An 18,777-nucleotide genomic window follows, 5' to 3' on the forward strand; every position below is an offset into this window, starting at 1 on the left:
CAATTCATGATTTTATTCTTTTCTTTAATCATGAAAGAATTACATTAAAAATGGCTGATTCTGTATAACAACAAAACCAACCATTAATTTTAATTATTTAATTGTCTACTAGACTGGGTGCAGTTCACATTTCTGTTCATAAGTCCGATATCTTATTCAATAAAAAAGCGCGCACCCCATCATAAGTTTGTTGAGTTCACGCTTTAAATCTTTATTTAGTTGATGGGGTACTCTGAGCTAGACAATATTTGTATGTGGCAAACATTATCGTTGCACTCATTTGCTTTATATAAAAGTAGTTAGTGTATTTATATAAATTCTTATACTAATTCGATAATTACTGATTCAGCACCGTCACCGCGACGAGGGCCTTGTTTAAGGATACGAGTGTAACCACCTTGACGTTCTGTGTAACGCTCTGCGATTTCACCAAATAATTTTTGAAGTGCAGTTTGTGTAGTTTCATCTTCGTTTAAGATTTCAACATTACGTAAAGTTTTAGCTGCATTACGACGAGAAGCTAAATCTCCTTTTTTACCTAAAGTGATTAATTTCTCAACAACACTGCGAACTTCTTTTGCACGAGCTTCTGTAGTTTCAATACGTTCACTAATAATAAGTGATGTAGCTAAGTCACGTAACATAGCTTTACGTTGATCAGAAGTACGACCTAATTTTCTGTAACCCATGAGTTAACCTCCTTTATCAATCTTCTTTTCTTAATCCTAATCCTAAATCTTCTAATTTGTATTTAACTTCTTCTAAAGATTTACGACCTAAATTACGCACTTTCATCATGTCAGCTTCAGATTTGTCAGCTAACTCTTGAACAGAATTGATTCCTGCGCGTTTTAAGCAGTTATATGAACGTACAGATAAGTCTAATTCTTCAATAGACATTTCTAATACTTTTTCTTTTTGATCTTCTTCTTTTTCAATCATGATTTCAGCGTTTTGCGCTTCATCAGTAAGACCAACGAAGATATTCAAGTGTTCAGTCATTATTTTTGCTGCTAATGAAACTGATTCTTGTGGTGTGATTGAACCATTAGTCCAAACATCCAATGTTAATTTATCAAAATCACTGCTTTGACCTACACGTGTATTTTCAACAGTATAGTTCACACGTTCAACAGGTGAATACAATGAATCAACAGGGATTACACCAATTGGTAAATCACTAGTATTATTTTGTTCTGCTAATGCGTAACCTCTACCCTTGTTAGCAACTAGACGAATTTTTAAGTGACCACCTTTAGATACTGTTGCAATTTTAAGCTCTGGGTTTAAAATTTCAACATCACTATCATGTGTAATGTCGCTTGCTGTTACTTCGCCTTCATCACGTACATCAATTTCTAAAGTTTTATCTTCTTCAGAGTATATTTTCAATGCTAATTGTTTAATGTTCATAATAATTGTAGAAACATCTTCAACTACATTGTCTACTGCTGAGAATTCATGTAAAACTCCCTCAATTTCAATATACTTAACGGCTGCACCTGGTAATGAAGATAGTAGGATACGACGTAAGGAGTTTCCTAGTGTAGTACCGTAGCCACGTTCTAGTGGTTCAACAACGAACTTACCGAATTTAGCATCTTCACTAATTTCAATTGTCTCAATTCTAGGTTTTTCGATTTCTATCATTTAAATATCCTCCTTATATACGTCGACTTAATTTAAAATGTTTGCTCAGTGACCTGTAACAATACCATCATAAATTATACACGACGACGTTTTGGTGGACGACAACCGTTATGAGGTACTGGAGTAACGTCTCTGATCGCAGTTACTTCTAAACCTGCAGATTGTAATGCACGAATAGCTGATTCACGACCTGGACCAGGTCCTTTAACTGTTACTTCAACTGTTTTTAAACCATGCTCCATAGCTGATTTAGATGCAGTTTCAGAAGCCATTTGTGCTGCAAATGGTGTTGATTTTTTAGATCCTTTGAATCCTAATGCACCAGCTGATGACCATGATAAAGCATTACCGAACTCATCAGTGATAGTTACAATAGTGTTGTTGAATGTTGAACGGATGTGTGCTACACCATTTTCAATATTCTTTTTCACTCTACGTTTACGAGATACTTGTTTACGTGCCATTTAAAATTTGCCTCCTTTACCTATTATTTTTTCTTGTTAGCTACCGTTTTAACTGGTCCTTTACGAGTACGCGCGTTGTTTTTCGTTTTTTGACCACGAACTGGTAAACCACGACGGTGACGGATACCACGGTATGATGAAATTTCCATTAAACGTTTGATATTTAAGTTAGTTTCACGACGTAAGTCACCTTCGACTTTATAACCGTCTACAACTTCACGGATGCGACCTAATTCGTCATCAGTTAAATCTTTCACACGAGTATCAGCTGATACGTTAGCTTCTTCAAGAATTTTTTGAGCAGTTGACGTACCGATACCGTATATATAAGTTAATGAGATAACTACGCGTTTTTCACGTGGAATATCTACTCCTGCAATACGTGCCATATTAATTTACACCTCTCTTTTATTAACCTTGTCTTTGTTTGTGTTTTGGATTTTCACAAATTACCATTACTTTACCTTTACGTTTAATGACTTTACATTTTTCGCAAATAGGTTTTACTGATGGTCTTACTTTCATTTTTATACCTCCCTATATTATGGAGTGACGATTATTTATAACGATAAGTAATTCTTCCGCGTGTTAAATCGTACGGAGACATCTCAACAGTTACTTTGTCGCCAGGTAGAATACGAATGTAATTCATTCTGATTTTACCACTTACGTGAGCTAAAATCTCATGACCATTTTCTAATTCTACTTTAAACATTGCGTTCGGTAAAGTATCTAATACAGTACCTTCTAATTCAATTACATCTTGTTTAGCCATTGATTAACTTCCCCCTTTTTGCAATAGTAAGGTAATCGTCAATAGACAACTTTATTGTTACGAATCTATCAGTGATTAATTTTATAAGTTAAACAAAAATTACGGGAATTAATTATCGTTAATTGCCACTCTCATCTATCTAATATGATTAAATCATGCCTCACTTAAAATAGACCGCTAAAAGTTGATCTATTACAAATGATCTAAAATATCAATGACATCTTTGGTAACGTCGCTAATATCTTTTGAACCATCAATATTTTTCAATACACCTTTTTGATCATAGAAATCTAAAATAGGTTTAGATTGTTTAATATTAACACTCAAACGATTAGCTACCGTTTCAGGATTATCATCTTCTCGTTGATACAATTTACCACCATCGATATCACAAATACCTTCGACCTTCGGAGGATTAAATACAAGATGATACGTTGTACCACATGACTCACAGATTCGACGACCTGTAAGACGGTTCATTAATTCTTCTTCCGGAACTTCGATATTGATGACAGCATCAATGTTTCTGTCAAGCTCAGACATAATATTATTTAATGCCTCAGCTTGCTCGATTGTTCTTGGGAAGCCATCTAATAAAAAGCCTTTTTTTGCATCGTCTTCAGAAATTCTTTCCTTAACGATACCTACAGTCACTTCATCAGGAACTAATTCGCCACGGTCCATATAAGACTTAGCTTCTTTACCTAATTCAGTTTCTTCTTTTATAGCTTTTCTGAACATGTCACCAGTTGAAATGTGGGGTATTGGGAATTTCTTGACAATTTCACTTGCTTGAGTTCCTTTACCTGCGCCAGGTAAACCCATCAAAATGATATTCATAAGTGCCCTCCTAAAATTATCTACCACCAAAGCCTTTATATTCTTTTTGAGATACTTGAGCTTCTAAAGATTTCATTGTTTCAATCGCTACACCAATAACGATAAGTAAACTTGTACCACCAATCTGAATTGATTGTGGTAATCCCATAAACTTAGTTGCTAATATCGGTAGAATTGAAATAACGGCTAAGAAGATAGAACCTACAAAAGTTAAACGATATAAAACTTTAGTAATATATTTTTTGGTTTGTTCACCAGGTCTAATACCTGGAACATAGCTACCTTGTTTCTTAAGGTTATCAGCCATTTTTTCCGGATTAACTTGTACAAATGCATAGAAGTATGTGAATAGTATAATTAGTACAATATATACAACCATACCAACATTACTTGAAGGATTTGCAGCATTCGCAATGTTTTGTGCCCATTCTTTATCTGGATAGAACAACGTTAATGTTCTAGGCAGTAAGAAGAACGCCATTGCAAAGATTACAGGAATAACACCGGCTGAGTTCACTTTTAAAGGTAGATAAGTTGCCTGTGAACCTAATCTTTGAGCAGTTTGTTTCTTAGCATATTGAATCGGAATTTTACGAACGGCTTCAAGTACATAAATAGCACCTACAGTTAATAGTATCAGTGACACTAAAAGTCCTAATACTTTCAACCATGCTAATGATGTATCTTCTTGCCCAACGAACGCAGTTTGTCCAAATTGAATTAGACTGGCTGGCAACGTTGATAAAATACCCGCAAATATGATAATAGAAATACCATTACCAACACCGAACTGAGTGATTTGATCACCAAGCCATATTAAGAAAGCAGTTCCTGCTGTCAAAACTAGTGCTATTAATAAATAACTCATAATTGACTGATTGATAATCAGCGCACCTTTGAGATAATTATTAAATTGGAATGCCATACCTATAGATTGGATAAATGCTAAAGAAATTGCTAAATAACGAGTAACGTTATTTAACTTTCTTCTACCTACTTCACCTTGTTTTGCCCATTCTGAGAATTTAGGGACAATATCCATTTGTAATAATTGCATTACGATTGATGCAGTGATGTAGGGTACAATACCCATTGCAAAAATAGAAAATCGTTTCAAGGCTCCGCCACCAAAAGTATTTAATAACTCAGTGGCACCTTGAGAACCTTGGGGATTATCAAAAGCTGCAGGATTTACTCCTGGAGCTGGTATATAAGTCCCTATTTTAAAAATTACTAACATTGCTAGTGTGAAGAAAATCTTGTTACGAACCTCTTTTGTTCTAAAGAAGTTCACAAGGGTTTGAATCATTAGATCACCTCGTGTGCTCCACCTTTAGCATCAATAGCTTCTGCTGCTGAAGCTGAGAATTTATGAGCTTTCACTGTCAATTTCTTATCAAGTGAACCATTACCTAGTATTTTGATACCAGATTTTTCATTCTTAACAACACCAGATTCTACTAATAAAGCTGGAGTTACTTCAGTACCATCTTCAAATTTATTAAGTTGGTCTAAGTTAACAATAGCATATTCTTTACGATTTATGTTAGTAAAACCACGTTTTGGTAAACGACGGAATAATGGTAATTGACCACCTTCGAATCCTGGTCTTACACCACCGCCTGAACGAGCTTTTTGACCTTTGTGTCCGCGACCACTTGTTTTACCGTTACCTGTCGCAACACCACGTCCAACACGATTGCGTTCTTTACGTGAACCTTCTGCCGGTTTTAACTCATGTAATTTCATTTCGGCACCTCCTTGATTATTTTTCTTCTACTGTTACTAAGTGCTTAACTTTGTTGATTTGCCCACGAATAGCAGGGTTATCTTCAACAACTACTGAACTGTTAGTCTTTTTAAGACCTAAAGCTTCAACAGTTTTACGTTGTGTTTCAGGACGACCAATAACACTACGAGTGAGGGTAATTTGTAATTTAGCCATAACTAGTTTTCCCTCCTTAATTGTATAATTCTTCTACTGTTTTGCCACGTAATTTCGCAACATCTTCAGCATTTTTAAGGTTTTGTAAACCATCGATTGTAGCACGAACCATGTTGATTGGTGTGTTTGATCCTAATGATTTACTTAAGATATCAGTGATACCTGCTAATTCAAGTACGGCACGAACAGGACCACCAGCGATAACTCCTGTACCAGGTGCAGCCGGTTTCATAAATACGCTTCCTGAACCGTAACGGCCAGTAATTGTGTGTGGAGTTGTACCTTCAACACGTGGAACAACTACTAAATCTTTTTTAGCTGCTTCAACAGCTTTTTTGATTGCTTCTGGTACCTCTTGAGCTTTACCAGTACCGAAACCTACACGACCATTTTTGTCTCCAACTACAACTAATGCAGTGAAACGGAAACGACGACCACCTTTTACAACTTTTGCTACACGGTTGATTGTAACAACGCGTTCTTCAAATTCTTTCGTCTCTTCTTCTCTACGAGCCATGTATTTGTCCCTCCTTTAAATTAAAATTCTAATCCGCTTTCTCTTGCTGCTTCAGCCAATGCTTTAACACGTCCGTGATATAAATATCCTCCACGGTCAAATACGATTTCTTTAATGCCTTTGTCAGCAGCTTTTTTAGCAATTGCTTCACCGACTTTAGTTGCTAATTCAACTTTAGTTGCTGTAGTAGCAATGTCGCTGTCTTTTGAAGAAGCTTGAGCTAATGTTACGCCTTTATTATCATCAATAATTTGAGCGTAGATATGCTTGTTTGAACGATATACGTTTAAACGTGGCTTTTCAGCTGTACCTGATAAGTTAGTACGAACACGAGCATGTCTTTTTAAACGCACTTTATTTTTATCAATTTTACTGATCATTTCAATACTCCTTTCTTTAGAGTTTATCTATTATTTACCAGTTTTACCTTCTTTACGGCGAACGTATTCACCTTGGTAACGAATACCTTTACCTTTGTAAGGCTCTGGAGGTCTTACTGAACGGATGTTAGATGCTAATGCTCCAACTTGTTCTTTTGAAATACCTTCAACTTTAACGACTGTGTTTTTCTCAACTGAGAAAGTAATGTTTTCTTCAGCTTTAATTTCTACTGGGTGAGAATAACCAACGTTAAGGATTAAGTCTTTACCTTGCATTTGAGCACGGTAACCTACACCAACAAGTTCAAGTACTTTTACGTATCCTTGAGAAACACCTTGTACCATATTGTTTAATAAAGCACGAGTTGTACCATGGTTTGTTCTATCTTCTTTAGAATCAGATGGTCTTACAACTTCAATTGTGTTTTCTTCTTGTTTGAATGTCATTCTTTCATTTAAAGTTCTTGATAATTCACCTTTAGGACCTTTAACAGTTACATGATTTCCATCAAAAGTTACTGTTACGTCACTAGGGATGTCAATAATTTTCTTACCAACACGACTCATGTTATGGCACCTCCTTATTTTTTATTACCAAACGTATGCGATAATTTCTCCGCCAACATTACGTTTTCTTGCTTCTTTGTCAGTGATTACACCTTCAGAAGTTGATACTAATGCAATACCTAAACCATTTAATACTTTAGGCATTTCGCTAGCTTTTGCATAAACACGTAAACCTGGTTTTGAAATACGTTTTAATCCTGTGATAACACGCTCATCGTTTTGACCATATTTTAAGAATAAACGAAGTACACCTTGTTTATCATCTTCTACGTATTCAACATTTTTAATGAAACCTTCACTCTTTAAGATTTCAGCAATTTCTTTTTTAATATTTGATGCAGGTAATTCTAACTTCTCGTGACGCACCATGTTTGCGTTTCTTACACGAGTAAGCATATCTGCGATTGGATCTGTCATTGTCATTGATTGTTGCCTCCTTTCAGACTCTTTTTTATTACCAGCTAGCTTTACGAACGCCAGGGATTTGGCCTTTGTAAGCTAATTCACGGAAACAAATACGGCATAATTTAAATTTACGATATACAGAATGTGGACGGCCACAACGTTCACAACGAGTGTATTCACGAACTGCATATTTTTGTTTTTTTTGTTGCTTAGCAACCATTGAAGTTTTAGCCACTTAATTAGCCTCCTTTAAATAATTATTTACGGAATGGCATACCGAAGTTAGCTAACAATTCACGAGCTTCTTCATCAGTGTTAGCAGTCGTTACGATAACAATATCCATTCCTCTAACTTTACTTACTTTATCATAGTCGATTTCTGGGAAAATTAATTGTTCTTTAACACCTAAAGTGTAGTTACCGCGTCCGTCAAATGCTTTTTTAGAAACACCTTGGAAGTCACGTACACGTGGTAATGATACTGAAATTAATTTGTCTAAGAATTCATACATTCTTTCACCGCGAAGTGTTACTTTCGCACCGATTGGCATACCTTCACGTAAACGGAAAGTCGCGATTGATTTTTTAGCTTTAGTTACTAATGGTTTTTGACCAGTGATCAATTCTAATTCTTCAACAGCATTGTCTAATACTTTAGAATTTTGTACTGCGTCACCTACACCCATGTTCACAACGATTTTATCTATTTTTGGTACTTCCATTACTGAACTATAATTGAATTTTTTCATTAAGTTTTCAGTAACTTCAATGTTAAACTTTTCTTTTAAACGGTTCAAAGTGGGATCCTCCTTTCAACTTGTTATTAATTATTAGATTTAATTTCTTCGCCAGATTTTTTAGCGATACGAACTTTTTTACCATCAACAAATTTGTAACCTACACGAGTTGGTTCGTTTGTTTTAGGGTCCAATAATTGTACATTAGAAACATGGATTGCTGCCTCTGTTTCTAAGATTCCACCTTCAGGATTTAATTGAGTTGGTTTTTGGTGTTTTTTCATAATGTTAACACCTTCCACAACGACACGGTCTTTTTTAGGTAGAGTAGCGATTACTTTACCTTCTTTACCTTTGTCTTTACCTGCGATAACTTTAACGTTGTCACCTTTTTTGATATGCATGTGGGCACCTCCTTATTTGTATTGGTTGTTATTAATTAAAGTACTTCTGGTGCTAATGATACGATTTTCATGAAGTTACCTTCACGTAATTCACGAGCAACAGGTCCGAAGATACGAGTACCACGTGGGCCTTTGTCATCACGGATGATAACACATGCATTTTCATCAAATTTGATATATGAACCGTCATTACGACGAACACCTGACTTAGTACGTACGATTACAGCTTTGACAACGTCACCTTTTTTAACAACGCCACCTGGTGTTGCATTTTTAACAGTACATACGATAACATCGCCGATGTTTGCTGTTTTACGACCAGATCCACCTAATACTTTGATTGTAAGAACTTCACGAGCACCAGAGTTGTCTGCTACTTTCAAGCGTGTTTCTTGTTGGATCATTAGTTAAACCTCCCTTATCTCTAAACTTGTATTAAATAATTACTGACTCTTCAACAATCTCTACTAAACGAAAACGTTTTGTTGCTGATAAAGGACGAGTTTCTTGAATTTTAACAATGTCTCCTAATTTAGCTGAATTGTTTTCATCATGAGTTTTGTATTTTTTAGAGTATTTTACTCGTTTACCGTATAATTTGTGTGTTTTGTAAGTTTCAACAAGTACTGTAATAGTCTTGTCCATTTTGTCTGAAACAACTTTACCTACATAAACTTTACGATCGTTTCTTTCGCTCACTTTTGTAACCTCCTCTTACTTAATTATTGATTAGCCTTACTTTGTTCAATTTCTCTTTCACGAGCAACAGTTTTTAGACGTGCAATCGTTTTTCTTACTGTACGAATACGTGCAGTTTCTTCTAATTGACCTGTAGCTAACTGAAAGCGTAGGTTAAAAAGCTCTTCTTTTGAAGATTTGATTTGTTCTTCGATTTCTGAAGTGGTTAAGTCTCTAATTTCCTTAGCTTTCATTTGTTTCACCACCCAATTCCTCACGTTTTACAAACTTAGTTTTTACTGGAAGTTTGTGACTTGCTAAACGTAGTGCTTCACGCGCAACTTCTTCAGAAACGCCAGCAACTTCGAATAAAATTCTACCTGGTTTAACAACTGCGATCCAGCCTTCAACCGCACCTTTACCAGCACCCATACGTACTTCTAAAGGTTTTTTAGTATATGGTGTATGTGGGAAGATTTTAATCCAAACTTTCCCGCCACGTTTCATGTAACGTGTCATTGCTATACGAGCAGATTCGATTTGACGAGATGTGATCCAAGACGTTGTTGTAGCTTGTAAACCAAACTCACCAAATGTTACGTAGTTACCGCCTTTAGAACGACCAGTTGTTTTAGGACGATGTTGACGACGATATTTTACACGTTTTGGTAGTAACATTATTATTTTCCTCCTCCACTAGTGTTCTTAGTAGGAAGAACTTCTCCACGATAGATCCATACTTTAACGCCTAATTTACCGTAAGTAGTGTCAGCTTCAGCGTGTGCATAATCGATGTCAGCACGTAACGTATGAAGTGGAACAGTTCCTTCTGAATATTGTTCAGCACGAGCGATGTCAGCTCCGCCTAAACGACCAGATACTTGAGTTTTGATACCTTTAGCACCAAGTTTCATAGCTCTAGTGATTGCTTGTTTTTGTACACGACGGAATGAAGCACGGTTTTCTAATTGACGTGCGATGTTTTCAGCTACTAAACGAGCGTCAAGATCAACTTTTTTGATTTCAATTACGTTGATGTGTACTTTTTTATCAGTTAACGCATTTAATTTGTTGCGTAATTTTTCGATTTCTGAACCGCCTTTACCAATTACCATACCAGGTTTACCAGTATGAATTGCAATGTTGATACGGTTTGCAGCACGTTCAATCTCTACGTGAGAAACTGATGCTTCTTTTAATTCATTATCAATAAATTTACGGATTTTTAAATCTTCGTGTAAAAGTGAAGCGAAGTCTTTTTCAGCATACCATTTAGCTTCCCAATCACGGATAATACCAACACGAAGTCCGATTGGATTAATTTTTTGACCCACAGTATTCCCTCCTTAAAAGTTAATTAAGCTTCTTTAGCTTCTTCTTTACCGTCACTTACGACGATTGTAATGTGGCTTGTACGTTTGTTAATCGCACTTGCACGACCTTGCGCACGTGGACGGAAACGTTTTAATGTTGGTCCTTCGTTAGCATATGCTTCTTTAACTACTAATTCATCTGTGTTCATGTCATAGTTATGTTCAGCATTAGCTAAAGCGGACATTAATACTTTTTCAATTACTGGTGATGAAGCTTTGTTTGTTAATTTTAAAATTGCAATAGCTTCAGCAGCATTTTTACCTCTGATTAAGTCAAGAACTAGTCTTACTTTACGAGGTGCGATTCTTATTGTTCTAGCAACCGCTTTTGCTTCCATTAGGATGTCCTCCTCTACTTAATAGATATTATCTTCTTGTTTTCTTGTCGTCTGCAACGTGTCCTTTAAATGTACGAGTAGGAGCAAACTCACCTAATTTATGACCTACCATATCTTCAGTTACATATACAGGTACGTGTTTACGTCCGTCGTATACTGCAAAAGTATGTCCGATGAAATTAGGGAAAATTGTAGAACGACGTGACCATGTTTTGATTACTTGTTTCTTTTCGCTTCCTTCTTGAGCTTCAACTTTTTTCATTAAATGCTCATCGACGAAAGGTCCTTTTTTAATACTACGAGCCATTTGGGCGCCTCCCTTCTTATTATGTGCGTGCAGCTTTAAGCCGCACACCCAAATAAGTTGATTATATTATTTTTTCTTACGTCCACGAACGATAAGTTTGTCTGATGATTTTTTACCACGACGAGTTTTCTTACCAAGCGTAGGTTTACCCCATGGTGACATTGGAGATGGTCTACCGATAGGAGCACGACCTTCACCACCACCGTGTGGGTGATCGTTAGGGTTCATTACAGAACCACGAACTGTTGGACGGATACCTTTCCATCTTGAACGTCCGGCTTTACCAACGTTAACTAATTCGTGTTGTAGGTTACCAACTTGACCGATTGTAGCACGGCAAGTAGATAAGATCATACGAACTTCACCAGATCTTAATCTGATTAATACGTATTTACCTTCTTTACCAAGTACTTGAGCACTTGCACCAGCTGAACGAGCGATTTGTCCACCTTTACCAGGTTTAAGCTCGATGTTGTGTACTACTGTACCAACTGGAATGTTTTGTAATGGTAATGCGTTACCAACTTTGATGTCAGCTTCAGCACCACTTTCAACGATTTGACCTACTTCTAATCCTTTAGGAGCAATGATATATCGTTTTTCACCGTCTGCATATACAACTAAAGCGATGTTTGCTGAGCGGTTTGGATCATATTGAATAGAATCAACTTTTGCATTGATACCATCTTTGTTACGTTTGAAATCGATAACACGGTATTGACGTTTGTGTCCACCACCATGGTGTCTTACAGTCAATTTACCTTGGTTGTTACGTCCCGCTTTTTTCGGTAGCGGTTTTAATAATGACTTTTCAGGTGTAGTTTTCGTGATTTCTGCGAAATCTAACGAAGTCATATTACGACGACCATTTGTTATTGGCTTATACTTTTTAATAGCCATTGTCGCTTACCTCCTTAATGGTAATTGGTTTATTAGTTAAATAAGTCGATTGATCCTTCTTTAAGAGTTACAATCGCTTTTCTTCTTTTGTTTGTATAGCCTTGGTAACGGCCCATACGTTTTTTCTTAGGTTTGTAATTCATGATATTAACACTTGCAACTTTTACGTTGAAGATTTCTTCAACTGCCATTTTCACTTGTGTTTTATTAACACGAGTATCAACGTCGAAAGTGTATTTGTCTTCAGCCATTGCTTCAGAAGATTTCTCAGTGATTACGGGGCGCTTAAGAATATCTCTTGCTTCCATTATCCGAGCACCTCCTCAACTTTTTTAGCAGCAGCTTCAGTAATTACTAAGCTGTCAGCATTAGTGATATCTAAAACATTTAAACCTTGAGCAGTTGTCACTTGAACGCCAGGGATGTTGCGTGCTGATAATTCAACATTTACATCTTCGTTTTCAGTAACTACTAATACTTTTTTAGGTTGTTCTAATGTAGATAATACATTTTTGAATTCTTTAGTTTTTGGAGCTTCGAAGTTGAATGCGTCAACTACAGTTAAGCCATTCTCTTGAGCTTTGAAAGATAATGCTGAGCGTAAAGCTAAACGACGCATTTTCTTAGGCATTTTGTATGCATAACTTCTTGGAGTTGGTCCGAATACGATACCACCGCCACGCCATTGTGGAGCACGGATTGTACCTTGACGAGCACGACCTGTTCCTTTTTGCTTCCATGGTTTACGTCCGCCACCGCTTACTGCTGAACGATTCTTAACAGCATGCGTACCTTGACGTAATGAAGCACGTTGTAAATTAATAGCTTCGAATAAAACGCTATTATTTGGCTCAATACCGAATACTGCATCGCTTAATTCGATTGAACCTGATTTAGTTCCGTCTAATTTTAAAACATCATAATTAGCCATTATGCATTTCCTCCTTTCACTTCTTATTATTTATTACCTTTTTTAATTGAAGTTCTGATTTCTACTAAACCTTTTTTAGGTCCAGGTACGTTACCTTTTACTAAGATAACTTTGTTTTCTGTGTCAACTTGAACTACTTCTAAGTTTTGAACAGTTACAGTGTTTCCACCCATACGTCCTGGCATTTTTTGGCCTTTAAATACTCTAGAAGCATCTGAAGCCATACCTACAGAACCTGGTGCTCTGTGGAAATGAGAACCGTGTGACATAGGTCCACGAGATTGTCCGTGGCGTTTAATTGCACCTTGGAAACCTTTACCTTTTGATACGCCTGTTACGTCAATAACGTCGCCAGCTACAAAAGTATCTACTGAGACTTCTTGACCTACTTCGTAAGCATCCACGTCTACATTGCGGAATTCACGAATGAAGCGCTTAGGTGCTGCGTCAGCTTTTTTAGCGTGACCTTCAGCTGGTTTATTAGCATATTTATTAGATTTTGCATCTTTTTTGTATGCTTTTTTGTCTTCAAATCCAACTTGGATTGCGTTGTATCCATCAACTTCTACAGTTTTCTTTTGTAATACAACATTTTCTTTAGCTTCTACTACTGTTACAGGGATTAATTCACCGTTTTCTCCGAATACTTGTGTCATCCCAATTTTTCTTCCTAAGATTCCTTTGGTCATCGAAAGTCCACCTCCTAAAATTGTCTATTATAATTTGATTTCGATGTCTACACCAGATGGTAAGTTTAAGCCCATTAAAGCGTCAACTGTTTTTGGTGTTGGGTTTACAATATCGATTAAACGTTTATGTGTACGTTGTTCGAATTGTTCACGTGAATCTTTATACTTATGCACGGCACGGATGATTGTGTATACTGATTTCTCAGTTGGTAACGGAATTGGTCCAGAAACATCTGCACCAGAACGTTTCGCTGTTTCTACAATCTTCTCTGCTGATTGATCAATCACGCGGTGATCATAAGCTTTTAATCTGATTCTGATTTTTTGTTTTGCCATAATTTTCCCTCCTTATTCGTCTACATTTAGTGATAGACTTCTCCACGAAAACTATCTTACACAGCGCCATGGCAAAGCGGCCGGGTGTGTCAGTAACCTTTCGCTTCATCGCTTTTCTTAAAGTCCAACGTTAGTTATATTACACGAAAAACATCGATAAATCAAGGCTTTTCACATAATTTTTCTATCTGTCTAACACATACTTTTATATTTTACTTTATATACTTAGTCAGTTCAACTATTTTCGAGATATTTTTTATTTCCTTCTTTATTGTAAATTCGTACCTTGAATCATTTTATTATTATCATTGAAAATTATTCTATATAATTAGTCATAAGAACGGTGATGAATGAATATGAAAAATGGACCAAAATTATCTTTAGCTCTTATAGGTATCTTTTTAATACTTTGTGAGTTTTTCTATGGCATTCCTTTTTTAGGTGCAACGTTTATTTTAAGTTTTGGATGGCAGCCTTTACTCTTTAATGCATTACTTTATCTAATTCTTACTATTATATTATTAGTGAATAGACAAAATGCGATTAGACCTATAGCGATTATTCCAATATTTGGTATAGTAGGTAGTTTTTTAGCTATTATCCCCTTCTTAGGAATTTTGATTCATTGGATTTTATTTTTCCTAATGATTCTATTTGTCCTAGTTGTATTATCAGCGCCAACCTATATACCTAATAAAAATGCTCGTGTCATTTACACACAATACAAAGATGGACATAGAGAATAATTCTTAAAACCTTTTTAATTAGGTGTATATAATATAGAAGAAACACGTTCAACAATTTTAAAAGAAGTATATTTACATCGGATATTTAAAGACATTCATAATATTGCTTTATGTTATTTCGCTTCTTATTTTATCCTTACTTCAAAGAAAAAAACGACTACCAATCATTGGCAGTCGTTTTTTTGTGTCTGGATTTAACCATGAACAAATATGAAGTACAGAATGAATAGTACCATTAATACATACATTATCGGATGTACTTCTTTATGTTTTTTAGAGATAAGCATTGTAATTGGATAGAAAATAAATCCACACGCAATACCAGTTGCAATTGAATATGATAAAGGCATCATAATGATTGTAATAAATGCTGGCACTGCAACTTCAAAACTTTTCCAGTTTATCTCAGCAAAGTTTGCAGCCATTAATACACCTACCACCACTAAAGCTGGTGTTGTAACTGCACTTGTTACAACAGCGATTAACGGACTAAAGAATAGCGCTAATAGGAAACAACAACCTGTTACGATACTAGCAAATCCTGTTCTAGCACCTACAGCAACACCTGAAGTTGATTCGATATAAGAAGTTGTTGTAGTTGTTCCAAAAACTGACCCTACAATCGTAGCTAAAGAATCTGAGAACAATGCTCTACCAGCTCTTGGTAATTTATTATCTTTCATAATACCTGCTTGAGTAGCAACGGCTACTAATGTACCAGCTGTATCAAAGAAATCAATAAATAAGAACGTTAAAATAACAATTAAGAACTGTATCGTTAATAATTGACTTGGGTCTTTAAACGCTTCAAATGCAGCACCGAACGTTGGTTCAATACTTGGAATCTTACCTACAATACCAGATGGCATTTGAATCAATCCAGTGAACATACCAACGATTGCTGTGATGATCATACCGATAAAGATAGAACCCGGCAATTTAATTGCATATAAAATAACTGTAATAACGATACCGAATATCGCTAAAAGTACTGGTGGATCAGTTAAATGTCCCAATGTTACTAATGTAGATTCATTTTTAACTATAATACCCGAACTTTGTAAACCTACAAATGTAATAAATAATCCTATACCTGCTGAAACAGCCATCTTCATTTGATAAGGAATTGCATTAATAATAACTTCCCTAAACCCTGTGACGGTTAATATCGCAAAGAATATACCTGAGAATAAAACACCTGTTAAACCAACTTGCCAAGGAATACCCATGGTTAACACAACAGTAAATGCAAAGAATGCATTTAATCCCATACCTGGTGCTAACGCAATTGGATATTTAGCTATTAGCCCCATGAATAGCGAGCCTACAAATGCTGCTAATGCAGTCGCTACAAAAATGGCACCTTGGTCCATTTTCATATCTTCTGATACGCCTTTAACACCTGCTAAACTTAAAACTTGCGGGTTAACTGCTAAAATATAGGCCATAGATAAGAAAGTTGTGATACCGCCTAAGATTTCTCTTTTAAAGTTTGTTCCATATTTATCGAACTGGAAATAGTTTTTCACGAATGGATGCTCCTTTTTTTAAAATACCTTAATAGTTTAATATCATTCTTAATAAAAAACAATACCAAAAGCGAACTTTTCAATTTTCTGATTCAACTTTGTTCGATTTTATCTATAAATTCAAGTTCTTTAATGCATCTTTAAACGGATTATTGTCTAAACCTTCATTTTTATTCATATACTTTTTCATTTCTTTACGAGATACTTTACCAGAGGATTTAGACTTCATACGCTGATCCATATGTGCTTGCGTTTCAGAATGTCCACAAACACAACGATATACCGCTTCTTTCCCTTTACCAAACAACGTTAATTTCTTTTTACAGTTTGGACATCTTGCATTTGTTTTGCGCTGTACATTCTTTTTCGTCTTACAAGATGGATCTTGGCACACAAGCATCTGACCATTTTTAGTCTTAACTTTAATCATGAATTTACCACACGTTGGGCATTCAGTGGTTGTTAAATTATCGTGTTTATATTTACGATCACTATTTTTAATCCCATTTACAACATCTTTCGTAAAATCTTTCATTTCATTAATGAATGTTTTCGCCTGATATTTACCACGTTCAATTAAAAGTAATTTTTCTTCCCATTGTGCAGTTAAAAGTGGCGACGTTAATTCTTCTGGTGCTAATTCTAATATTTGTTTACCTTTTGACGTTACTTTAATTTTACCGTCTCTTGATTCAATGGCATTCATATTAAATAATTTATCGATAATGTCGGCCCTTGTTGCAACTGTGCCTATACCACCTGTTTGTTTTAAAGTTTGCGCATATTTTTTATCCTTCAATTGAATAAAGTTCTGAGGGTTCTCCATCGCTTTTAATAACGAACCTTCATTAAAATATTCTGGAGGTGTTGTTTCATGTTCTCTAATGTTTGTTTTTGAAATCTTCACTTCATCGCCTTCTGAAAAAGGCTGTTGCATCTCTGTAATAGACTCACCTTGTCTAATAGATTTAAAGCCTAATACAGTTGTTACATTCTCTTTCAAAACAAATGTGTGCCCTGTAACCTCTAAAGTTACAGTTATCGCGTCATACTCGTGCGGAGGCATTAAAGCTTCTAAAAAACGCTCGACAATCATATCGTATAACTTTAGTTCTCTATTACTTAAGTCTGACATGACAGGTCTCACTTCTGTAGGAATAATTGCATGGTGATCAGATACTTTTTGATTATTAAATATCGACATTTTTGATGAAAAAGTTTTAGACATTAATGGGCGTGCTTGGTCTTTATATGTTGTTGCCATCGTCGCCTGAATACGTTCTTTCATAGTATCTACCATATCAGTTGTTAAATAGTTTGAATCTGTTCTTGGATAGGTTACGACTTTATGTCTCTCATATAAACTTTGAAGTGTATTCAATGTTTCTTTAGGTCCAATTTTATAACGTCTATACATATCTTGTTGTAAATCTGTTAAATTGTACAGTGATTGCGGATACGACTTCTTATGTTTAGTAGCAACAGATTTAATCTTACCATCGACATTTTTCAAATTATTAACTATCTGTTCTAAAGTTTCTTTATTGGTATATCGCTGATTTGATTCTAGCTGAAAATCAAACCCTTTTACCGTTAACGATAATGTATAGTATTGTTGTGGTTTGAACTGATTAATCTCTTGTTGTCGTGTATTTACTAATTGAATCGTTGGTGTCTGAACACGTCCCAGGGATAGCTGTGCATCATACTTTGTTGTTAGTGCACGCGTTGCATTAATCCCAACAATCCAATCCGCCTCACTTCTCGCTAACGCTGCATAATACAAATCGTTATATTGACGACCGTCTTTTAAATTTTTAAAACCTTGTTGAATAGCTTTTTTAGTAACTGAGCTAATCCATAATCGACGGAGTGGCTTTTTGTTACCAACTTTATCCAAAATCAATCTTGCAACTAGTTCACCTTCTCGTCCAGCATCTGTTGCAATAATAATATCTTTCACTTTATTATCTAAAATTAACGCTTTTACTGTTTTAAATTGTTTGCTTGTTTTACCAATAACAACCGTTTTCATATATTTAGGTATAATTGGAAGGTCTTCTAATCGCCATTCCTTTAAATTTTTATCGTATTGTTCAGGTGTCGCATTTGTCACTAGATGACCTAACGCCCACGTGACAATATATTGGTTATTTTCAAAGTAACCATTACGCTTTTGATTTATTTGTAAAGCATCAGCAATATCTCTTGCGACTGATGGTTTTTCAGCTAATATTAAAGATTTCATAAATTATCCTTTCTCATA

32 protein-coding genes are annotated in these 18,777 nt (G+C 35.6%); 1 reads left to right on the top strand and 31 read right to left on the bottom strand.

The annotated features are described in order from the left end of the window. Nucleotides 1-320: 320 nt before the first annotated feature. From rplQ to rpsJ, 29 genes are all read right to left on the bottom strand, one after another. Nucleotides 321-689, bottom strand: coding sequence for a 50S ribosomal protein L17 (rplQ, locus tag IDG45_RS00005; RefSeq protein ID WP_000542274.1), 369 nt, complete (start codon nucleotides 687-689; stop codon nucleotides 321-323). Between the two features lie 16 nt (nucleotides 690-705). After that, complete coding sequence (locus tag IDG45_RS00010) at nucleotides 706-1,650, bottom strand: DNA-directed RNA polymerase subunit alpha (protein WP_000569649.1); 945 nt, start codon at nucleotides 1,648-1,650, stop codon at nucleotides 706-708. 74 nt (nucleotides 1,651-1,724) lie between these two features. Then, nucleotides 1,725-2,114 (bottom strand): 30S ribosomal protein S11, encoded by a 390-nt coding sequence (rpsK, locus tag IDG45_RS00015; protein WP_000101625.1) that lies wholly within the window; start codon nucleotides 2,112-2,114, stop codon nucleotides 1,725-1,727. A 23-nt stretch (nucleotides 2,115-2,137) separates the two neighbouring features. Further along, nucleotides 2,138-2,503 carry a 30S ribosomal protein S13 gene (rpsM, locus tag IDG45_RS00020; protein ID WP_000090796.1) on the bottom strand — a complete coding sequence of 122 codons (366 nt, stop codon included), beginning with the start codon at nucleotides 2,501-2,503 and terminating at the stop codon, nucleotides 2,138-2,140. A gap of 22 nt (nucleotides 2,504-2,525) precedes the next feature. Then, a complete protein-coding gene (rpmJ, locus tag IDG45_RS00025) occupies nucleotides 2,526-2,639 on the bottom strand; it encodes a 50S ribosomal protein L36 (protein ID WP_000868342.1) in 114 nt (37 codons plus the stop codon). A 31-nt stretch (nucleotides 2,640-2,670) separates the two neighbouring features. Next, entirely contained in the window at nucleotides 2,671-2,889 is a 219-nt protein-coding gene (infA, locus tag IDG45_RS00030) for a translation initiation factor IF-1 (RefSeq protein WP_001118443.1), read from the bottom strand. Between the two features lie 192 nt (nucleotides 2,890-3,081). Next, nucleotides 3,082-3,729 carry an adenylate kinase gene (locus IDG45_RS00035; RefSeq protein ID WP_001021468.1) on the bottom strand — a complete coding sequence of 216 codons (648 nt, stop codon included), beginning with the start codon at nucleotides 3,727-3,729 and terminating at the stop codon, nucleotides 3,082-3,084. Nucleotides 3,730-3,745: 16 nt separating this feature from the next. Then, nucleotides 3,746-5,038, bottom strand: coding sequence for a preprotein translocase subunit SecY (gene secY / locus IDG45_RS00040; RefSeq protein ID WP_000616784.1), 1,293 nt, complete (start codon nucleotides 5,036-5,038; stop codon nucleotides 3,746-3,748). Next, nucleotides 5,038-5,478 (bottom strand): 50S ribosomal protein L15, encoded by a 441-nt coding sequence (gene rplO, locus IDG45_RS00045; RefSeq protein ID WP_000766074.1) that lies wholly within the window; start codon nucleotides 5,476-5,478, stop codon nucleotides 5,038-5,040. The genes secY and rplO overlap by 1 nt, the downstream gene beginning before the upstream one ends. Nucleotides 5,479-5,494: 16 nt before the next feature. After that, nucleotides 5,495-5,674, bottom strand: coding sequence for a 50S ribosomal protein L30 (gene rpmD, locus IDG45_RS00050; RefSeq protein ID WP_001096577.1), 180 nt, complete (start codon nucleotides 5,672-5,674; stop codon nucleotides 5,495-5,497). Between the two features lie 16 nt (nucleotides 5,675-5,690). Beyond that, the gene (rpsE, locus tag IDG45_RS00055; protein ID WP_000113851.1) at nucleotides 5,691-6,191 is read right to left on the bottom strand and encodes a 30S ribosomal protein S5; all 501 of its coding nucleotides are present in this window, start codon (nucleotides 6,189-6,191) and stop codon (nucleotides 5,691-5,693) included. A 20-nt stretch (nucleotides 6,192-6,211) separates the two neighbouring features. Next, the gene (gene rplR / locus IDG45_RS00060) at nucleotides 6,212-6,571 is read right to left on the bottom strand and encodes a 50S ribosomal protein L18 (RefSeq protein WP_000623881.1); all 360 of its coding nucleotides are present in this window, start codon (nucleotides 6,569-6,571) and stop codon (nucleotides 6,212-6,214) included. Between the two features lie 30 nt (nucleotides 6,572-6,601). Continuing rightward, complete coding sequence (gene rplF, locus IDG45_RS00065) at nucleotides 6,602-7,138, bottom strand: 50S ribosomal protein L6 (protein WP_000091975.1); 537 nt, start codon at nucleotides 7,136-7,138, stop codon at nucleotides 6,602-6,604. A 24-nt stretch (nucleotides 7,139-7,162) separates the two neighbouring features. Continuing rightward, on the bottom strand, nucleotides 7,163-7,561 hold the full coding sequence (gene rpsH, locus IDG45_RS00070) for a 30S ribosomal protein S8 (RefSeq protein ID WP_000178881.1): 399 nt from the start codon (nucleotides 7,559-7,561) through the stop codon (nucleotides 7,163-7,165). Nucleotides 7,562-7,592: 31 nt separating this feature from the next. Beyond that, nucleotides 7,593-7,778: a type Z 30S ribosomal protein S14 gene (locus IDG45_RS00075; RefSeq protein WP_001140799.1), complete on the bottom strand. Its 186-nt coding sequence runs from the start codon at nucleotides 7,776-7,778 to the stop codon at nucleotides 7,593-7,595. Between the two features lie 22 nt (nucleotides 7,779-7,800). Further along, on the bottom strand, nucleotides 7,801-8,340 hold the full coding sequence (rplE, locus tag IDG45_RS00080) for a 50S ribosomal protein L5 (protein ID WP_001080821.1): 540 nt from the start codon (nucleotides 8,338-8,340) through the stop codon (nucleotides 7,801-7,803). 26 nt (nucleotides 8,341-8,366) lie between these two features. Beyond that, nucleotides 8,367-8,684, bottom strand: coding sequence for a 50S ribosomal protein L24 (gene rplX, locus IDG45_RS00085; RefSeq protein WP_000547687.1), 318 nt, complete (start codon nucleotides 8,682-8,684; stop codon nucleotides 8,367-8,369). Nucleotides 8,685-8,719: 35 nt separating this feature from the next. Then, nucleotides 8,720-9,088 (bottom strand): 50S ribosomal protein L14, encoded by a 369-nt coding sequence (rplN, locus tag IDG45_RS00090; protein ID WP_000615921.1) that lies wholly within the window; start codon nucleotides 9,086-9,088, stop codon nucleotides 8,720-8,722. 31 nt (nucleotides 9,089-9,119) lie between these two features. Continuing rightward, complete coding sequence (gene rpsQ / locus IDG45_RS00095) at nucleotides 9,120-9,383, bottom strand: 30S ribosomal protein S17 (RefSeq protein ID WP_000004086.1); 264 nt, start codon at nucleotides 9,381-9,383, stop codon at nucleotides 9,120-9,122. A 23-nt stretch (nucleotides 9,384-9,406) separates the two neighbouring features. Beyond that, a complete protein-coding gene (gene rpmC / locus IDG45_RS00100; RefSeq protein ID WP_000644737.1) occupies nucleotides 9,407-9,616 on the bottom strand; it encodes a 50S ribosomal protein L29 in 210 nt (69 codons plus the stop codon). Further along, on the bottom strand, nucleotides 9,606-10,040 hold the full coding sequence (gene rplP, locus IDG45_RS00105) for a 50S ribosomal protein L16 (protein ID WP_000926310.1): 435 nt from the start codon (nucleotides 10,038-10,040) through the stop codon (nucleotides 9,606-9,608). Before rplP ends, rpmC begins: the two co-directional genes overlap by 11 nt. A gap of 2 nt (nucleotides 10,041-10,042) precedes the next feature. Further along, entirely contained in the window at nucleotides 10,043-10,696 is a 654-nt protein-coding gene (gene rpsC / locus IDG45_RS00110; RefSeq protein WP_000529877.1) for a 30S ribosomal protein S3, read from the bottom strand. 23 nt (nucleotides 10,697-10,719) lie between these two features. After that, entirely contained in the window at nucleotides 10,720-11,073 is a 354-nt protein-coding gene (rplV, locus tag IDG45_RS00115; RefSeq protein WP_000387527.1) for a 50S ribosomal protein L22, read from the bottom strand. A gap of 28 nt (nucleotides 11,074-11,101) precedes the next feature. Then, nucleotides 11,102-11,380 (bottom strand): 30S ribosomal protein S19, encoded by a 279-nt coding sequence (gene rpsS, locus IDG45_RS00120; protein WP_000124353.1) that lies wholly within the window; start codon nucleotides 11,378-11,380, stop codon nucleotides 11,102-11,104. A gap of 66 nt (nucleotides 11,381-11,446) precedes the next feature. Next, a complete protein-coding gene (gene rplB / locus IDG45_RS00125; protein ID WP_000985472.1) occupies nucleotides 11,447-12,280 on the bottom strand; it encodes a 50S ribosomal protein L2 in 834 nt (277 codons plus the stop codon). A 32-nt stretch (nucleotides 12,281-12,312) separates the two neighbouring features. Further along, the gene (rplW, locus tag IDG45_RS00130) at nucleotides 12,313-12,588 is read right to left on the bottom strand and encodes a 50S ribosomal protein L23 (protein WP_000388082.1); all 276 of its coding nucleotides are present in this window, start codon (nucleotides 12,586-12,588) and stop codon (nucleotides 12,313-12,315) included. Next, nucleotides 12,588-13,211 carry a 50S ribosomal protein L4 gene (gene rplD, locus IDG45_RS00135; protein WP_000024827.1) on the bottom strand — a complete coding sequence of 208 codons (624 nt, stop codon included), beginning with the start codon at nucleotides 13,209-13,211 and terminating at the stop codon, nucleotides 12,588-12,590. The genes rplW and rplD overlap by 1 nt, the downstream gene beginning before the upstream one ends. Nucleotides 13,212-13,237: 26 nt before the next feature. Further along, nucleotides 13,238-13,900: a 50S ribosomal protein L3 gene (gene rplC, locus IDG45_RS00140; protein ID WP_000160212.1), complete on the bottom strand. Its 663-nt coding sequence runs from the start codon at nucleotides 13,898-13,900 to the stop codon at nucleotides 13,238-13,240. Nucleotides 13,901-13,927: 27 nt separating this feature from the next. After that, the gene (gene rpsJ / locus IDG45_RS00145) at nucleotides 13,928-14,236 is read right to left on the bottom strand and encodes a 30S ribosomal protein S10 (RefSeq protein WP_001118667.1); all 309 of its coding nucleotides are present in this window, start codon (nucleotides 14,234-14,236) and stop codon (nucleotides 13,928-13,930) included. 356 nt (nucleotides 14,237-14,592) lie between these two features. Here rpsJ and IDG45_RS00150 point away from each other — a divergent pair, with 356 nt between their 5' ends. After that, nucleotides 14,593-14,982, top strand: coding sequence for a hypothetical protein (locus IDG45_RS00150; protein WP_000788443.1), 390 nt, complete (start codon nucleotides 14,593-14,595; stop codon nucleotides 14,980-14,982). 194 nt (nucleotides 14,983-15,176) lie between these two features. Here IDG45_RS00150 and stgP read toward each other — a convergent pair whose 3' ends face one another. Next, the gene (gene stgP, locus IDG45_RS00155) at nucleotides 15,177-16,511 is read right to left on the bottom strand and encodes a 6-thioguanine permease StgP (RefSeq protein ID WP_000800700.1); all 1,335 of its coding nucleotides are present in this window, start codon (nucleotides 16,509-16,511) and stop codon (nucleotides 15,177-15,179) included. Nucleotides 16,512-16,623: 112 nt separating this feature from the next. Next, the gene (locus IDG45_RS00160) at nucleotides 16,624-18,759 is read right to left on the bottom strand and encodes a DNA topoisomerase III (RefSeq protein WP_000838497.1); all 2,136 of its coding nucleotides are present in this window, start codon (nucleotides 18,757-18,759) and stop codon (nucleotides 16,624-16,626) included. Nucleotides 18,760-18,777: the final 18 nt, after the last annotated feature.

It is taken from the genome of Staphylococcus sp. EG-SA-10 (assembly GCF_017151945.1).
GTDB classification, from domain to species: domain Bacteria; phylum Bacillota; class Bacilli; order Staphylococcales; family Staphylococcaceae; genus Staphylococcus; species Staphylococcus aureus.

Coding starts and splice junctions, on each gene's coding strand:
- rplQ (WP_000542274.1), bottom strand. CDS start 689: ATGGGTTACAGAAAATTAGGTCGTACTTCTGATCAACGTAAAGCTATG.
- IDG45_RS00010 (WP_000569649.1), bottom strand. CDS start 1,650: ATGATAGAAATCGAAAAACCTAGAATTGAGACAATTGAAATTAGTGAA.
- rpsK (WP_000101625.1), bottom strand. CDS start 2,114: ATGGCACGTAAACAAGTATCTCGTAAACGTAGAGTGAAAAAGAATATT.
- rpsM (WP_000090796.1), bottom strand. CDS start 2,503: ATGGCACGTATTGCAGGAGTAGATATTCCACGTGAAAAACGCGTAGTT.
- rpmJ (WP_000868342.1), bottom strand. CDS start 2,639: ATGAAAGTAAGACCATCAGTAAAACCTATTTGCGAAAAATGTAAAGTC.
- infA (WP_001118443.1), bottom strand. CDS start 2,889: ATGGCTAAACAAGATGTAATTGAATTAGAAGGTACTGTATTAGATACT.
- IDG45_RS00035 (WP_001021468.1), bottom strand. CDS start 3,729: ATGAATATCATTTTGATGGGTTTACCTGGCGCAGGTAAAGGAACTCAA.
- secY (WP_000616784.1), bottom strand. CDS start 5,038: ATGATTCAAACCCTTGTGAACTTCTTTAGAACAAAAGAGGTTCGTAAC.
- rplO (WP_000766074.1), bottom strand. CDS start 5,478: ATGAAATTACATGAGTTAAAACCGGCAGAAGGTTCACGTAAAGAACGC.
- rpmD (WP_001096577.1), bottom strand. CDS start 5,674: ATGGCTAAATTACAAATTACCCTCACTCGTAGTGTTATTGGTCGTCCT.
- rpsE (WP_000113851.1), bottom strand. CDS start 6,191: ATGGCTCGTAGAGAAGAAGAGACGAAAGAATTTGAAGAACGCGTTGTT.
- rplR (WP_000623881.1), bottom strand. CDS start 6,571: ATGATCAGTAAAATTGATAAAAATAAAGTGCGTTTAAAAAGACATGCT.
- rplF (WP_000091975.1), bottom strand. CDS start 7,138: ATGAGTCGTGTTGGTAAGAAAATTATTGACATCCCTAGTGACGTAACA.
- rpsH (WP_000178881.1), bottom strand. CDS start 7,561: ATGACAATGACAGATCCAATCGCAGATATGCTTACTCGTGTAAGAAAC.
- rplX (WP_000547687.1), bottom strand. CDS start 8,684: ATGCATATCAAAAAAGGTGACAACGTTAAAGTTATCGCAGGTAAAGAC.
- rplN (WP_000615921.1), bottom strand. CDS start 9,088: ATGATCCAACAAGAAACACGCTTGAAAGTAGCAGACAACTCTGGTGCT.
- rpmC (WP_000644737.1), bottom strand. CDS start 9,616: ATGAAAGCTAAGGAAATTAGAGACTTAACCACTTCAGAAATCGAAGAA.
- rplP (WP_000926310.1), bottom strand. CDS start 10,040: ATGTTACTACCAAAACGTGTAAAATATCGTCGTCAACATCGTCCTAAA.
- rplV (WP_000387527.1), bottom strand. CDS start 11,073: ATGGAAGCAAAAGCGGTTGCTAGAACAATAAGAATCGCACCTCGTAAA.
- rpsS (WP_000124353.1), bottom strand. CDS start 11,380: ATGGCTCGTAGTATTAAAAAAGGACCTTTCGTCGATGAGCATTTAATG.
- rplB (WP_000985472.1), bottom strand. CDS start 12,280: ATGGCTATTAAAAAGTATAAGCCAATAACAAATGGTCGTCGTAATATG.
- rplW (WP_000388082.1), bottom strand. CDS start 12,588: ATGGAAGCAAGAGATATTCTTAAGCGCCCCGTAATCACTGAGAAATCT.
- rplD (WP_000024827.1), bottom strand. CDS start 13,211: ATGGCTAATTATGATGTTTTAAAATTAGACGGAACTAAATCAGGTTCA.
- rplC (WP_000160212.1), bottom strand. CDS start 13,900: ATGACCAAAGGAATCTTAGGAAGAAAAATTGGGATGACACAAGTATTC.
- rpsJ (WP_001118667.1), bottom strand. CDS start 14,236: ATGGCAAAACAAAAAATCAGAATCAGATTAAAAGCTTATGATCACCGC.
- IDG45_RS00150 (WP_000788443.1), top strand. CDS start 14,593: ATGAAAAATGGACCAAAATTATCTTTAGCTCTTATAGGTATCTTTTTA.
- IDG45_RS00160 (WP_000838497.1), bottom strand. CDS start 18,759: ATGAAATCTTTAATATTAGCTGAAAAACCATCAGTCGCAAGAGATATT.